The 13,933-nt window shown below is 49.0% G+C and carries 12 protein-coding genes, 1 pseudogene and 1 riboswitch; of the genes and pseudogenes, 6 read left to right on the top strand and 7 right to left on the bottom strand.

The features are described 5' to 3' along the window. Nucleotides 1–91 precede the first annotated feature (91 nt). Both I0P70_RS00065 and I0P70_RS00060 read left to right on the top strand, forming a co-directional pair. On the top strand, nt 92–538 hold the full coding sequence (locus I0P70_RS00065) for a RidA family protein (RefSeq protein ID WP_196114225.1): 447 nt from the start codon (nt 92–94) through the stop codon (nt 536–538). A gap of 172 nt (nt 539–710) precedes the next feature. Then, the gene (locus tag I0P70_RS00060; RefSeq protein ID WP_196114224.1) at nt 711–1,757 is read left to right on the top strand and encodes an amidohydrolase family protein; all 1,047 of its coding nucleotides are present in this window, start codon (nt 711–713) and stop codon (nt 1,755–1,757) included. A gap of 98 nt (nt 1,758–1,855) precedes the next feature. Here the strand turns inward: I0P70_RS00060 and ruvB are convergent, their stop codons facing one another. The 3 genes from ruvB to I0P70_RS00045 all read right to left on the bottom strand — a co-directional run bounded on the left by ruvB (nt 1,856) and on the right by I0P70_RS00045 (nt 7,265). Then, the gene (gene ruvB, locus I0P70_RS00055; protein ID WP_196114223.1) at nt 1,856–2,899 is read right to left on the bottom strand and encodes a Holliday junction branch migration DNA helicase RuvB; all 1,044 of its coding nucleotides are present in this window, start codon (nt 2,897–2,899) and stop codon (nt 1,856–1,858) included. A gap of 217 nt (nt 2,900–3,116) precedes the next feature. Next, nucleotides 3,117–4,295 carry an acyl-CoA dehydrogenase family protein gene (locus I0P70_RS00050; protein ID WP_196114222.1) on the bottom strand — a complete coding sequence of 393 codons (1,179 nt, stop codon included), beginning with the start codon at nt 4,293–4,295 and terminating at the stop codon, nt 3,117–3,119. 495 nt (nt 4,296–4,790) lie between these two features. Then, nucleotides 4,791–7,265, bottom strand: a complete 2,475-nt coding sequence (locus I0P70_RS00045; protein WP_196114221.1) for a TonB-dependent receptor — start codon at nt 7,263–7,265, stop codon at nt 4,791–4,793. A gap of 62 nt (nt 7,266–7,327) precedes the next feature. After that, nucleotides 7,328–7,425, bottom strand: a riboswitch (TPP riboswitch). Between the two features lie 232 nt (nt 7,426–7,657). On the opposite strand from I0P70_RS00045, the gene I0P70_RS00040 reads away from it, so the two are divergent. After that, nucleotides 7,658–7,906: a hypothetical protein gene (locus tag I0P70_RS00040; protein ID WP_007654857.1), complete on the top strand. Its 249-nt coding sequence runs from the start codon at nt 7,658–7,660 to the stop codon at nt 7,904–7,906. Nucleotides 7,907–7,972: 66 nt separating this feature from the next. Here I0P70_RS00040 and I0P70_RS00035 read toward each other — a convergent pair whose 3' ends face one another. The 4 genes from I0P70_RS00035 to pnuC form a co-directional block, all read right to left on the bottom strand. Then, entirely contained in the window at nt 7,973–8,848 is an 876-nt protein-coding gene (locus I0P70_RS00035) for an aldose 1-epimerase family protein (RefSeq protein ID WP_196114220.1), read from the bottom strand. Between the two features lie 14 nt (nt 8,849–8,862). Continuing rightward, on the bottom strand, nt 8,863–9,384 hold the full coding sequence (locus I0P70_RS00030) for an AAA family ATPase (protein WP_196114219.1): 522 nt from the start codon (nt 9,382–9,384) through the stop codon (nt 8,863–8,865). Nucleotides 9,385–10,033: 649 nt separating this feature from the next. Beyond that, nucleotides 10,034–10,210 carry a hypothetical protein gene (locus I0P70_RS00025; RefSeq protein WP_196114218.1) on the bottom strand — a complete coding sequence of 59 codons (177 nt, stop codon included), beginning with the start codon at nt 10,208–10,210 and terminating at the stop codon, nt 10,034–10,036. A gap of 146 nt (nt 10,211–10,356) precedes the next feature. Then, nucleotides 10,357–10,980: a nicotinamide riboside transporter PnuC gene (pnuC, locus tag I0P70_RS00020; RefSeq protein ID WP_196114217.1), complete on the bottom strand. Its 624-nt coding sequence runs from the start codon at nt 10,978–10,980 to the stop codon at nt 10,357–10,359. Nucleotides 10,981–11,086: 106 nt separating this feature from the next. Between pnuC and I0P70_RS00015 the strand changes: the two genes are divergently transcribed. The 3 genes and pseudogenes from I0P70_RS00015 to I0P70_RS00005 all read left to right on the top strand — a co-directional run. Further along, entirely contained in the window at nt 11,087–11,404 is a 318-nt protein-coding gene (locus I0P70_RS00015) for a rhodanese-like domain-containing protein (RefSeq protein WP_196114216.1), read from the top strand. A gap of 212 nt (nt 11,405–11,616) precedes the next feature. Next, nucleotides 11,617–13,086, top strand: a complete 1,470-nt coding sequence (gene guaB / locus I0P70_RS00010) for an IMP dehydrogenase (RefSeq protein WP_007657832.1) — start codon at nt 11,617–11,619, stop codon at nt 13,084–13,086. Nucleotides 13,087–13,289: 203 nt separating this feature from the next. Then, nucleotides 13,290–13,933: pseudogene (locus I0P70_RS00005) on the top strand (serine/threonine protein phosphatase); the annotation flags it as partial.

Raw genomic sequence — 13,933 nt, 5'->3', positions numbered from 1 at the left:
CTCAAATTACGCTTGTGGCTCTCCTGAGCACAATTCCTGAGTTGGCATAATCTTAGGTATAGGAGAAGAAACCTATAAAAGCTTCACAACTATGAAAAAGAATCTCCTCTTACTGATCGCCTTTCTGATTGGCTTGGCTTATACCGTGCAGGCACAGGGCCAGAAATTACAGGATGGAAAAGTCTTTCATTTGCACCCCAAGGGCGAACAGGAATGGAATTATGCCCAGGCTTACCGCAGCGGCAACATGCTATACCTATCAGGCACCGTCGGGAAAGGCGATATGAACAAAGCGATGGAGCGTGTTTACCAGACAATCGAACTAACCTTGAAGCAGTACGGACTTGACCTGACCCACGTGGTGAAGGAAAACCTGTATGCAACAGACATCGAGGCAGCCAAGAAAAGCCAGCCCATCCGCAGGAAATACTACGGAACCCATACCCCTGCCGCTACCTGGGTGCAGGTATCGAGGCTGTTTGAGGAAGATACCGTGTTGGAAATAGAGGTTATTGCGGAGATCAGGAAGACAGAGTAACACTAGTATGTACTTATTACCGGAATAGCATACATTTGCCTTGTTCTATCAACAAAATGCCATGCTTTCCCGAGCTCTCACGCAAGCCCTTATAATAGCGGTCCTTTTGTGCTGCGTCTTACTTTCTGGATGTGGAAACAACAGCCAGCTTGTGTTAATAAAACAGGTTAGGTTGTTTGACGGCTCAACAGTTCGGGAGCAGGTCGATGTACTGATTTCGGATGGTGTTATTATCTCTATTGGAGAGCATGAAGCAGGTGAAGCGGCAATTGTGGTGGATGGGAAAGGCAAGACGATTATACCGCTATTGGTGAATGCGCATGCCCATGTGTACGAACCGCAGCATCTAAAAGAGAGTCTGGCTCAAGGTATAGGCACAGTGCTCGACCTATACACAGCCAATGAAAAAGCGAAGCAACTTCGGGTATTTAACGATTCTATACCTTACGCTACTTACTATACCTCAGGGCCCGGCGCCACAGTTCCCGGTGGCCATGGAACGCAGCTAGGTTATCCCGTGCCCACAGTCTCCCACATTGGCGAGGCAAAGCGTTTTGTTCGTGATAGGGCCGATGAAAGCGTTGATTATATCAAGATAATCCGGGAGCCCTTACGATCTACCTTAGACTTTGAAACCATCAGGGCACTTATTAAGGCCTCCCATCAATATGACAAGTTAGCCATCGCGCATGTTTCCACCTTGGCCGATGCGCTTTCCATCAGCGATTTGAGGATCAATGGATTTGCTCACCTCTGGTTTGACAGTGCAATGGATGAAGAACAATTGGCTCAACTGACTGCCCAAGAACCTTTCGTGATCCCAACTTTATTCGCCACAAAAAAACTTCTGCAGTACGCCGACCAACAGGGACTTAATTTGCACCACCTGCCTTTTGAGAAAATACAGACTGAAGTACATCGACTACATCAAAGCCAGATTCTCTTATTGGCAGGAACAGATGCACCTAACCTGGGTATAAACTACCATGATGCCCTACTGGAAGAGTTGAGATTGCTCAAGGCCTGTGGTCTAAGTGATTTGGAGGTGTTAAAAACGGCGACTATCAACCCAGCCATAGCCTTCAGGTTTTTGGAGAACCAACTTATCAAGGAGAATAGCAAGGCTAATTTTTTACTCGTTGAAGGTGATCTAACAAGCGATATTGGATCCCTGAGCAACGTCTGGGGAATTTGGAAAAACGGGACGCGGATAAAATAAAGCTGTTAAACAAAAGTAGACTTTCAGCCCTTCCTATACCTGCAAAATAAAAACGGCAGACCTAAGGCCTGCCGTTTTAAATATATCACAAACAGTTTTTATTCAGCTTGATCAAACAAGCCGCCAGCTACCACCTGCTGCGGCGGAATCTTACCCAGATGGCGGTAAGCAGCTTCTGTGGCTTCACGTCCGCGTGAGGTACGCTTGATATAACCTTCCTGGATTAGGAATGGCTCGTATACCTCTTCAATCGTTTCAGACTCTTCGCCACAAGCCGTCGCGATGGTCGACAAACCGACCGGACCACCCTTAAACTTGTCGATAATAGTGCTCAGGATACGGTTGTCCATATCATCCAGGCCGTTGTGGTCTACGTCGAGCGCATTCAGGGCAAACTTGGCGATCTCTACGGTAATGGTACCGTTGCCTTTTACCTGGGCGAAGTCGCGGGTACGGCGCAGCAGGTTATTAGCGATACGTGGTGTACCACGGCTACGACGGGCAATCTCAAAAGCGGCATCATCATGGATAGGCGCTCCCAACAGGGCTGAAGAACGCTTCACAATAGAAGTCAGCAATTCCGCATCATAATACTCCAAGCGGGAGTTGATACTGAAACGCGCACGGAGCGGTGAGGTGAGCAAACCTGAACGCGTCGTAGCGCCTATCAGCGTAAAGGGGTTCAGACTGATTTGCACAGAACGGGCGTTAGGTCCCGAGTCGAGCATGATGTCGATCTTGTAGTCTTCCATCGCTGAGTACAGGTACTCTTCCACAATCGGGTTGAGGCGGTGTATCTCGTCGATGAACAATACATCGTTGGCATCGAGGTTGGTCAGCAAACCAGCCAGATCGCTCGGCTTATCCAGTACTGGGCCAGAGGTCATTTTTATACCTGCATCCAGCTCAGAAGCGATGATATGCGACAGCGTAGTTTTACCCAAGCCAGGAGGTCCGTGCAAAAGCACGTGGTCCAAAGCCTCGCCACGGTTTTTGGCCGCCAGCACAAAAATTTTGAGGTTCTCCACCACCTTCGCCTGCCCCGTAAAATCGGCAAAGCTCAGCGGACGAAGCGCCTTATCAATGTCTTTTTCAACCGGCGACATGTAGTCATTGCTACCGGTGAGATAATCTTCTCTCATAGAATAAACTGTATTATTGTAGCTAAAAGCTATACCTAAAGGTAACAGTTTCAGCTTTGCTTTCGCTCCATTTCTGCCGACGAATTTAACGAATTTTGCTAATTATTTTATAGAAAATCATTAAATATCTAACCATATTAGCAAAAGTAAAGGCAGCCACTTTCGCAGCTGCCTTCTTATACTTATAAATCTCCTCGCTTTGAGTAAAAGGATAAGCTTACTTAAATGCCGGTATACCTGTGATATCCGCCCCTGTGATAAGCAGGTGAATGTCATGTGTACCTTCGTAAGTGATCACCGACTCCAGGTTCATCATGTGGCGCATGATCGGGTACTCGCCCGTAATGCCCATACCCCCGTGGATCTGGCGTGCTTCGCGTGCGATTTGCAAAGCCATGTCCACATTGTTACGCTTGGCCATCGAGATCTGCTGTGTGGTCGCTTTACCTTCATTCTTCAGAGTACCGAGCCTCCAGGCCAGCAACTGAGCCTTCGTGATCTCAGTCAACATTTCAGCCAGTTTCTTCTGTGTGAGCTGGAATGCGCCAATTGGTTTGTCAAACTGAATACGCTCCATCGCATACTTACGGGCCGACTCGTAGCAGTCAATGGCGACTCCAATAGCACCCCAAGCGATGCCGTAACGGGCAGAGTCAAGGCAACCCAACGGACCTCGCAAACCCTCTACATTTGGCAAGAGGTTCTCTTTCGGGACTTTCACGTTGTCAAATACCAGTTCGCCGGTGCAACTGGCCCGCAGGCTCCACTTATTGTGAATCTCTGGGGTAGAAAAACCTTCCATACCTCGCTCCACGATCAGGCCTTTGATGCGACCTTCTTCGTTTTTGGCCCATACTACTGCCACTTGGCTCTCCGGTGAGTTGGATATCCACATCTTGGCACCGTTGAGCAGGTAATGGTCGCCCATGTCTTTGATGTTGGTGGTCATACCGCCCGGGTTGGACCCATGGTCAGGCTCGGTCAGGCCGAAGCAACCCAGCCACTCACCACTCGCCAGTTTAGGCAGGTACTTTTTGCGCTGCTCTTCTGAGCCGTAGGCATAAATTGGGTACATCACCAGCGAGCCCTGCACCGAAGCGGTAGAGCGCATACCGGAGTCGCCACGCTCGATTTCCTGCATGATGATACCGTAACTGATGTAGTCCAGTCCGCCGCCACCGTACTCGGCAGGTATAGTCGGGCCAAAAGCACCCACGTCACCAAACTTCTTCACAATCTCAGATGGGAAATGGGCATCCTGCGCCCACTGCTCGATGTTCGGAGAAATTTCTTTCTTCACAAAGTCACGCAGGGTATGGCGGATGAGGAGATGCTCCTCGGTCAGTAAATCGTCAATGTTATAGTAGTCAGGAGCTCCTGATGATTCGTAGGCCATAGCTTATTTCGTTGTTTTAAGGAAAGGGTAATACGCAAATATAACAAGTTTTCTGAATCAGGATTTATAGGAATAAAAATAGAGGGCCCCTTCCCCAACGGATTTTCAGGATTGAAATGCTGAGGGAGGGTAGTGCGTAGACCTCACAGTGTCTCCGAAGCCCTAGAGTGTCTTGCTGGCTACGCGGCGTAGGCATAATGGAGGTATAACTAAAACCTGTCATTGGCGAAAAAGATAATACTTAATCAGTATGTTTATAATACCGTCGTCGGCACAGACACTCACAGGTTTTTGGAGACGCTGTGAGGTCTTTTGAGCACCTATTTACTTCAGTGCTAACAGCGTCCCGATGCAATTGTTGCATGCCATAAAGCAGAAAACAAGCGTATTGAGTTCTCTCGCATTAGGTATAGCAGTCCTGTCTATCATTTAAAATCCTGATCAAAAAAAAGCCCCACCTAATGGCGGGGCCTTTCCAAAAAATCTCAATCTATGTTAAAATCTTAAGCCGACAGAAGCCAGAAAATTGCGTGTGGCCTGTGGGTAATAGAAGTTTTCGGTTGTTAGCTCCCCTCCTGCTTTGTAGCTGTAGGTATAGCCATTGGCAGCATAGCGTTCGTTGAAGATGTTGTTCACCAGTAGCCCAAGCTCAAGACCTTTCAGGACACCTGTGAAACCAGTAGTGTAGCGGAAACGCAGATCCCCTACCTGGTAGGCAGGTATGATGCGGCTTTCGTTCTGGGTATTGTCCAGGTACTGCTTGCTTACTGTTTTATAGATAAAAGCAGCTTTCAAACCTTTCAGCACTTCTACCTCCAGTTGCGTAGCCGACACAAAATCCGGAGAGAAAGCAATAGAAGCCTGGCTATACCTGTTCATCACCTGGCCGCCTTCATCGTAATCATCGATGTATTCTTCGAAGTCGCGCAACTTGTTCTGGCTGTAGCTTAGGTTGCTGCTCAGACTCGCAAAGCTACCCAGGCACATTGCTCCAGCCAACTCTATACCTTGGCGGTAACTGCGATCAATGTTCGTACGGGTATAGGCGCCTACGTCATTGATCTCACCGGTCAGCACCAGTTGGTTTTTGTAATCCATGAAGAAGTAATTTACCTCCACGTTGGCGCTTAATGTACGCCCTGCCAGTTCGCCCAATCCAAGCTGACCACGGTAGCCGGCTTCCAGGTTGCGCAGTGTCTCGTGCTTCGGACGGCTATCGGCAGTAGACTCGGTAAAGTCTTTGCGAACCGGCTCGCGATTGCCTATGGCATAAGAGGCGTATAGTTGATGTCCTGGCTTTAGTTCGTAGCTTATACCTGCTTTCGGATTGTAGAAGGTATAATCCACCTCCTGCTCCAGGTTCTCGAAGTTGTTATCGATACCCTCGAAGGTATAGTTGATTGTGCGCACCTGCATGTCGCCAAACAGACTCAGCTGATCCGTCAGGCTATAAGTGAGTTTACCGAAGATGTTGAAATCCGTCTTCACCGCATTGTTGTCGTAGTAGCGGTCACGGATGTTGGAGGTAGAAGCATAGCGAGCCCAGATCACCTCACCGAAGTGGTCGCCATCGTACCTGTTGACGGCACCGCCCAGTGTAGCGCTTAGCCTGGCTGACGGATCATACTGGAAGGCATAAGTGGCACCAAAGAAGTGGTTGTCGAGCCAGCGACGGCGGATCAGGTCGGTACGGCTGATGGTCTGATCTCCGATCTGCACATTGGGTAAGCCATAGTTGGAGAGGCGGTCGTTGTTTCGGAACTGCTCGTAGTAGCCACGGCCATAGGTATAGTGCAGCGCTCCGGAGAAAGTCAGCTCCGGCGAGAAGTCATGCGACAGATGCAACTGGTAGTGGTCCTGCTGATAGTTGTCGGTTTCGTTGTCGTAGGTATAGTAGTTATACCGGCGACCAGCAGTGCGCAGATTCTCGAGGTCACTACCTGTAATGCCGTTGCGATCGATATAGGCCTGCAGATCTGCCTCGTTGCCGTATACCAACGCTTCCGGTGTGCCATACCAGGCCTGGTAGGTTTGCTCCTGGCCCGAGAAAGTCACAAACTTCACCGTCGTCTTATCGCCATAGTAGCCACCCGAGAAGTACATGGATTTCAGATCAGAGAAGGCTCGGTCGATGTAGCCATCCGACTTGATGCGTGACAGACGGCCATCGAAAGCGAATTTGCCATTGATCAGGCCCGTTCCGAAGCGCACATTGTTCTTCCAGGTGTTAAAAGAACCGTAGCTGTTGTCGGTTTCGGCATAGGCCTCACGGCGCACCTTTTGGGTTTGGATGTTAATGCTCGCTCCGAAGGCACCCGCACCATTGGTGGATGTACCCACACCGCGTTGCACCTGCATGTCCTCCACTGAAGAGGCAAAATCCGGCATATTCACAAAGAAGGTACCGTGGCTTTCGGAGTCATTCACAGGTATACCATTCACGGTTACGTTGATGCGCGTGATATCGGAGCCACGAATGCGTATACCGGTATAGCCCACGCCGGCGCCGGCGTCAGAGTTTACCACGACAGAGGGCACTTGCTCCAACAGGTATGGCAGATCCTGACCGAAGTTGCGTTCGGCTATCTCTTCGCGCGTCACGTTCGTGAAAGTAGTACCTGTTCGCTCGTTGGCACGGGTAGACGACACGAGCACTTCACCAGTGCTTACACTAGCCGGTTGCAGCGCCATGTTCACGCTTGTGTCGACGATCAGCCTGATTTGTCTGCTGGCTTTGTTGTAGCCCAGATAAGAAACCTGCAGGGTATACTCGCCTTCGGGCAGGTTTTGGAATTGATAACGGCCATCCTGGCCAGATACGGTGACTTGGTTGCTGCCAGCCAGTACAACGGTGGCTCCCGCCAGCGCTTCGTTTTTGACAGCATCGGTTACGTAGCCGCTCAGTTGGTACTGAGCAAGCAACTGCAACGGCAACAGTACGACTGCCATCACAATCAGTAATTTTTTCATTGGTGTGTAAGAAAAGAATAAGTTGAAACATACAGACCTGCCTGGGGCCGGCAGCCTGCTACATTGTTTCCCCGCGTTTTTCCCTTCGCCGGCATTATCCGGATCAGGTTCAATGGGTATGATCTCAGCCCGTTGTTATAAGGCACCCCTAAACTGCTGTAAAGGTATGGCTGATTTTCTGTGAAAACAAAACGGACCAGGGCAATTTATGGCTAACCCACTGTATCAAGTAGTTAAGTGCAATTTTATTTTAACAAAAGCCGATAACCACATGCGGGCAAACTACGTTGAAAACAATACAAGGCACATTTTCAAGCACCCGCTCATACCAAGTAGGAATTGCCAGGAAAATAGGCCGGCTGAACCAATTTTAGAGTTTAAGAAGAAATGTGATGATGATCAGCTTACTGTATACTTTAGCACTGCTAACGATACTGGCATATTACGCTTTCGCTCCACGCAAAAAATTCAGAGGGTCTTCCTCTACTGATAATGATGACGATGGAGGCGAGCCACTAGGCGACGATCTGCCAGATCTGGACCTGCCACCCGGCATATCATTGCCCATCAATGATTATGAACCGCAATATGACCTGAGACGCATCAAGGTTCCCAAGTTTCCGGAACCTTCCCTGCAATGAAAACAAAAAGTCCCCTGCTCGAAAAATACAGCAGGGGACTTTTTGATTGAAGTTCTTTCAATTTGATTATAAGACTTCCAAAGTAAAAGTACGCTCAAATACATGCTTGGGACTAAGTAGATTGATGCCCTCCTTTTTATCGATTTCCCCGGACTCCCCGTCTCGGCCCGCAATACCGCACCAGGGCTCGATGCACACATAAGGCGATGGTCCCGGCTTCGCCCAAATGCCCAAGTATGGAAAACCTTCGAACGTCATCTCGATGCGCCGCTGGTTGGTGCGGCTTCCCAATGAAAGCTTATCAGAATTCAGGTTTTTGAACACCAGGGCATCTTTGTCAAAATAGCTGTGCTTGAGAGGCAATACCCGATCATGCTCCAATACCTTTTCTGTGTCGCCACTCTGCAGGCCATCATCGGTCAGCAGGTAGCGGTGCAGCGTTTCCTCTTTCTCAAATTCGATAAAGTAGTCTTCGTAGCGTTCCCCACCGTAAAGCGGCACATTGAAACCCGGATGGCCGCCAATGGAAAAGTACATGCCCTTGCTGTCGCGGTTAAAAACTTGGTATGTTACCGACAGCTTGTTATTCTCCAGCTTATAAGCGATCAGGAGCCTGAACTTAAAGGGGTATACCTGGTAGGTTTCTTCATCGTCATCAAGTTCGAACACCAACTTGTCATCTTCCTGCTCTATCAGTTTAAACTCCTTGTGGCGCGCAAAGCCATGGCGCTTCAATGCGAAAATCTCATCTTCGTAGGTATAGGTACCTTCGGGCAGTTCCCCCACAATCGGGAAAAGGTTAGGTGCGTGACTACCCCAGATTGCCGGATCAGCCTGCCAGATAAATTCCAGCTGCTCATCCAACTTGATGAAATGCTGCAACTCGGCGCCTTTGCTTTCGACGCCCACTTTAAAGTTATAATTCTGCAAATAGTATAGCATGGTCAGGTATAGGTTTAGGTATGTTGCCGGAGCAATGCATCGACACGCCCGATTGCCTTTTCGAGCCGGTCTTCGTGCTGTCCGCTGATCTCCAGATAGGGCACTTGCAGCGCCTCCAACTCTCGTTTGTACCAATCATAAAAGTACTGGCGCAAATGCGGATGCTCTCGCTGCGGATCAGGCTCCCACGGCAAATCAACGCCCATCAGCAGGTAAAGGTTATAATCCTGCTCTTTTAGTTTTTGAAGCACCCAGTCAGGGCACTGCCCAAAGGCATGCTCACTCCAGATTTTGATCACCAGCAGGTCGGTATCAGAGAACAAAATGCGGCCTGCCTCCTGCTGCACCTGTGCCTCCAAAGCCAATTGCCCTTTGGCGATCTCCTCAAGGTCTTGCAAGGTATAGGGCCTAGCCAAATCTTCGATATAGGTGCGTGCATACTCCGGCACCCACACTGTGTTGTAGTGCGCGGCCAACTGCTGCGACAGCGTAGATTTACCCGTAGACTCAGGCCCTGTGATGGCGACTTTCAGCATACCGCAAAGGTAGGGCAATTATGATGAAAGTCGCCATCACAGGACCTGCCATAAAAAAACTGCCGCCAGCAGGTACAGTACCCACTGGCGGCAGCCTTATTCAACAGCCTCCTACTGCTATTCCTTTTTAAGTAGTTTAACTATTACCGTTGTTTTGTCTGATTTACTGATTAAGCTTGTATGCACCGACTATATTAAAATCTATCACTATCCACCTCTCCATCTCAATTACAAATCAACATTACAGGTAGTGTGCGTTTTACATAGTTGGTTGGTTTAAACAATTTTGAGCATTCATTAATTTGAGATCAGATTCTGGCGATACGAGCGCATTCACCAATAGCTTATAGGATAAGCAAGAAGAGGTAGGAGCAGTTTTATATTAGTTTGCAGACGGCACCCCTTTAACTAGCCGCCAACTAGCTAAACCTCAACCTAATACACTATTAGATCTTAAAAAATAGATGGATTTTTGCTATTTATAGTTTACTACATATCATAGTAGGTAGGCGGATATATGCGGAGGGTAAGCAACGATACAAACCAAATCCATAGAACGATCTGATGCAATCAAAGTATAAAAAAAGGATACATAGATTATGTATCCTTTTTTTATACTACAGCCTGGACAGTTAATACAGGCAAATACTTAATTCTCAGTGAAGCTATAATCATAGAAATTATACACCTCCACCTCTTTGGGGTGCCTATCGCCGTGCTGGCATAGCAGCAGGCGCTTGGGGCTTTCGTCTGGAGACTCGTAGCCCCATTTCATACGGTTCTCATACTTGAGTTCGTCCGGCAATTCAATCTTGTGGTTCTTCATACATAGTGTCGTTGTAGCGTGGAACATAGGTACTCGCATACTTTGGCGCACTAAAATTCAACGATTGCCTCAGCTACACTCATGTACGGCACATACCATGCCATGACTGCATAAGATAGAAACATAAAACAGGACATTTCTAACAATCACTTTGTAACATGAGCTACAGCTTCCTTTTCCATGTCCCGTTTCCAGTCCAGGTAGCCTATTGTGGCCAGGATCAGGAAAATAAAATACAGAAAAGCTGTCAAGTATAGCTCCTTATAAGCATAAACTCCCACATACACCACATCCACCGCCAGCCACACCAACCAGTTCTCCAGGCGCTTTTTGGCCATCAGCCAGTAGGCCATTAGACTCACAGCTGTAGTGGCCGAGTCGGTATAGGACAAATCGGCGTCGGTATAGTTGTCAAGAAAATAACCCAGGCCGCCTGTGAAAGCTACCACCAGCGCAATTAACACCCACAACTCTTGTTGCCTAACGTTGGTGACTTTGCGCTCGGTATGCCCTTTGCCGCCGTAAAGCCATTCGTACCAGCCATAAAAACTCGTGATGATGTAAAAGGCGTTTAGCCCCATGTCGGCGTAGAGGCGGGCATCGTAGAAAATGAACACGTAAGCTGTCACACTCACCACACTGATGGGCCAGGTCCAGATACTCTGTTTGGCGGCCAGCCACACCCCGGCTATACCTGTGATCACGCCTACCACTTCGATCAGGCTCATGCCCTGTAATCCTTCCAGAATGCTATTGTAAAAATCTGTCATCTATACCTGTGTAAGCCCATGTTTTAGGCTAATTTGTTGCTAAGTTTGTAAATCGAAACCAAAACGCCAAAGCTAAAGGTATAGCAAAGACAGGAGCCTTATTATTATGGATGAGATCACAGCACAGGAACTGAAAGAGAGACTAAGCCGCAGCGCCGAACTGCAGATTGTAGATGTGCGTGAGCCTGTGGAGTTTGAGATATGCAACCTGGGTGGAGAACTCATCCCTTTAGGGGACTTGCCCAAGCAGGTGAACCGCGTCCGGCGCGACATACCGGTGGTCATGGTTTGCCATCATGGCTTCCGCAGCGCACAGGCCATCAACTACCTCACCCAGCGCCTCGGCTACGACAATCTGCTTAATCTAAAAGGCGGCATTCATGCCTGGGCTACACAGGTAGATCCCACCATGCGCGTGTACTAAGTATAGCGCTATACCTGCTGAAGTCAGGCGTTCTCTTTCTTCTTCTGTAGCATTTCCCCGCAAGCAGTTCTGAACAATTATTAACGATTTAAAATATTTCTGATGGGAGCCGTATAGCAGGTTTTGAATAATTTTCTCGCAGCTCTTGCTAAATTATCCGGATTAATTTATGTAATTTTACGCGGCAAATAAGGACCCCTAATTTATTTGCCATGATCGCTGATCAATCCAAAATTGTATTTGAGGCACTCACCTACGACGACGTGCTTCTGCTCCCGGCCTACTCCGAGGTGCTCCCCCACAACACTGATACTTCCACACAGCTTACACGCAACATAAGAATCAACATCCCGTTGCTTTCTGCCGCTATGGATACTGTAACCGAGGCTGAACTCGCGATCGCTATGGCACAGGAAGGAGGCATCGGTATTATCCATAAAAACATGTCGATCAAGGCGCAGGCTGAGCAGGTGCGCAAAGTGAAGCGCTCTGAAAGCGGCATGATCCTCGACCCGATCACGTTGGAGGAAGATGCAACGCTCGGCGATGCCGTTCGCATCATGTCAGAGAACAAGATCGGGGGTATACCGATCACCAATGGCAAGGGCAAGCTCACCGGCATCCTGACCAACCGCGACCTGCGTTTCGAGAAGGACCTGACTCAGCCCGTAAGAGCCGTGATGACGACCGAAAACCTCATCACAGCCGAGAAAGGCACTGACCTGGCTAAGGCCGAAGACATTCTGCAGCAATATAAGATCGAGAAACTGCCGGTAGTAGATGGTGAGGGCAACCTTGTGGGTTTGATCACTTACAAAGACATTCTGAAGAAGAAAGACCGTCCGAATGCCTGCAAAGACGAGTACGGCCGTTTGCGTGTAGGTGCCGCCGTGGGCGTAACGCCAGACGTGATGGACCGCATCAAAGCATTGGTAGAAGCTGGCGTGGACGTAATCAGCGTTGACACAGCCCACGGTCACTCCAAAGGTGTGCTGGATGTAGTGCGCAAGATCAAAGACAACTTCCCTAACCTGGATGTGATTGCAGGTAACGTAGCTACTGCCGAAGGTGCGAAGGCACTGGCAGATGCAGGAGCCGATGCCGTGAAAGTAGGCGTTGGCCCGGGCAGTATCTGTACTACCCGCGTGATTGCAGGTATAGGCGTACCGCAGCTCTCTGCTGTGATGGAAGCCGCCAGAGGTCTGGAGGGTACGGATGTGCCGGTGATTGCAGACGGTGGCATTAAATTCTCGGGTGATATTGTAAAGGCGCTGGCCGGAGGTGCAAGCACTGTGATGGTGGGTTCTCTGTTGGCTGGTACCGAAGAGGCGCCAGGTGAGATGATCATCTACGAGGGACGTAAGTTTAAGACGTACCGCGGCATGGGTTCTATTGAGGCAATGGAAGAGGGTTCGAAAGACCGCTACTTCCAGGGCAACGAAAAAGACAGCAAGAAACTGGTGCCGGAAGGTATAGTAGGCCGCGTGGCCTATAAAGGCCTGGTATCAGAGGTGATCTACCAACTGGTGGGAGGCATCCGCGCCGGTATGGGCTATTGCGGCACCCCGACTATACCTGCGCTCCAAAGCGCCAAGATGGTAAAAATAACAGGGGCTGGTTTGCGTGAAAGTCACCCGCACGATGTACAGATCATGCGCGAGGCTCCAAACTACAGCCGCTAGTCATTTCATAACACAACAATAAAAGAAGTAGGTTGGCCTTTTGCTAACCTACTTCTTCTTTTTTACGTTATGCAAGTTGTTCTTTAAAAACTCACCTCGACAACTTGGCCAAAGAGCAAAAATTTTTCTTACCTTACAAACTGATAAAGTCTCGGGCAAGCCATTTTCTGTCGCCGATAAAACTAAGCACGGTTTTCCGTTTTATGCTTTATAGAACCAACGCGAAATCTCTATTTATTACTTCGGCTCTGGTCAGCTGGTCGCTCCTGCTGGCTAATGTGCTGTTGGCGGCAGAGAGCTTGCGGCAGGAAAGCTCCAATGGCCTGGATCTGCCTTTTGTCAACAACTTCCTGATCGTCGTTTTCATCGTTTCTGTCTTTGGCTTCCAGCGCATGAGTGCTGACAATCTTAAAGGCATCGACTTCATCGGTTATCTCTGGAACATCTTTGCCAAAGGAGGTATAGCCGCCTACCTGAGTGTTGCCTTGTATATGGTGTACCGCATGGTTACCAACTATTCCAACGTGCAGTCGCCACTGCTGCTGCACATGGTGTATCAGGTAAACTTTGGCTTACTGGTGCTGTTCCTGGCAAAGGCTTTCTATGTGTGGCGACAGTTGATACTCTACCATAAGAACAAGTTTATCCAGATCGCCTGGGACTGGTACGAGATCCTGCTCTTTGCTACGCTGCTTCTCACACTGCTCAACTTCAACTACAGCAGCCTGATCTTCATGCCGCTGCTGGGTCTGATCGCGCTCTATACCTTGTTTCTATGCACCAACCTGAAGTGGGTCGCCTACCTGACGTTCAACAAGAAAGGCAGGTCGCTTATTTTGCTCGTAGC

Source organism: Pontibacter sp. FD36, from assembly GCF_015686655.1.
GTDB lineage: Bacteria > Bacteroidota > Bacteroidia > Cytophagales > Hymenobacteraceae > Pontibacter.
The sequence above is the reverse complement of the archived record's forward strand: the minus strand, read 5'-3'. Positions and strand labels throughout refer to the sequence as shown.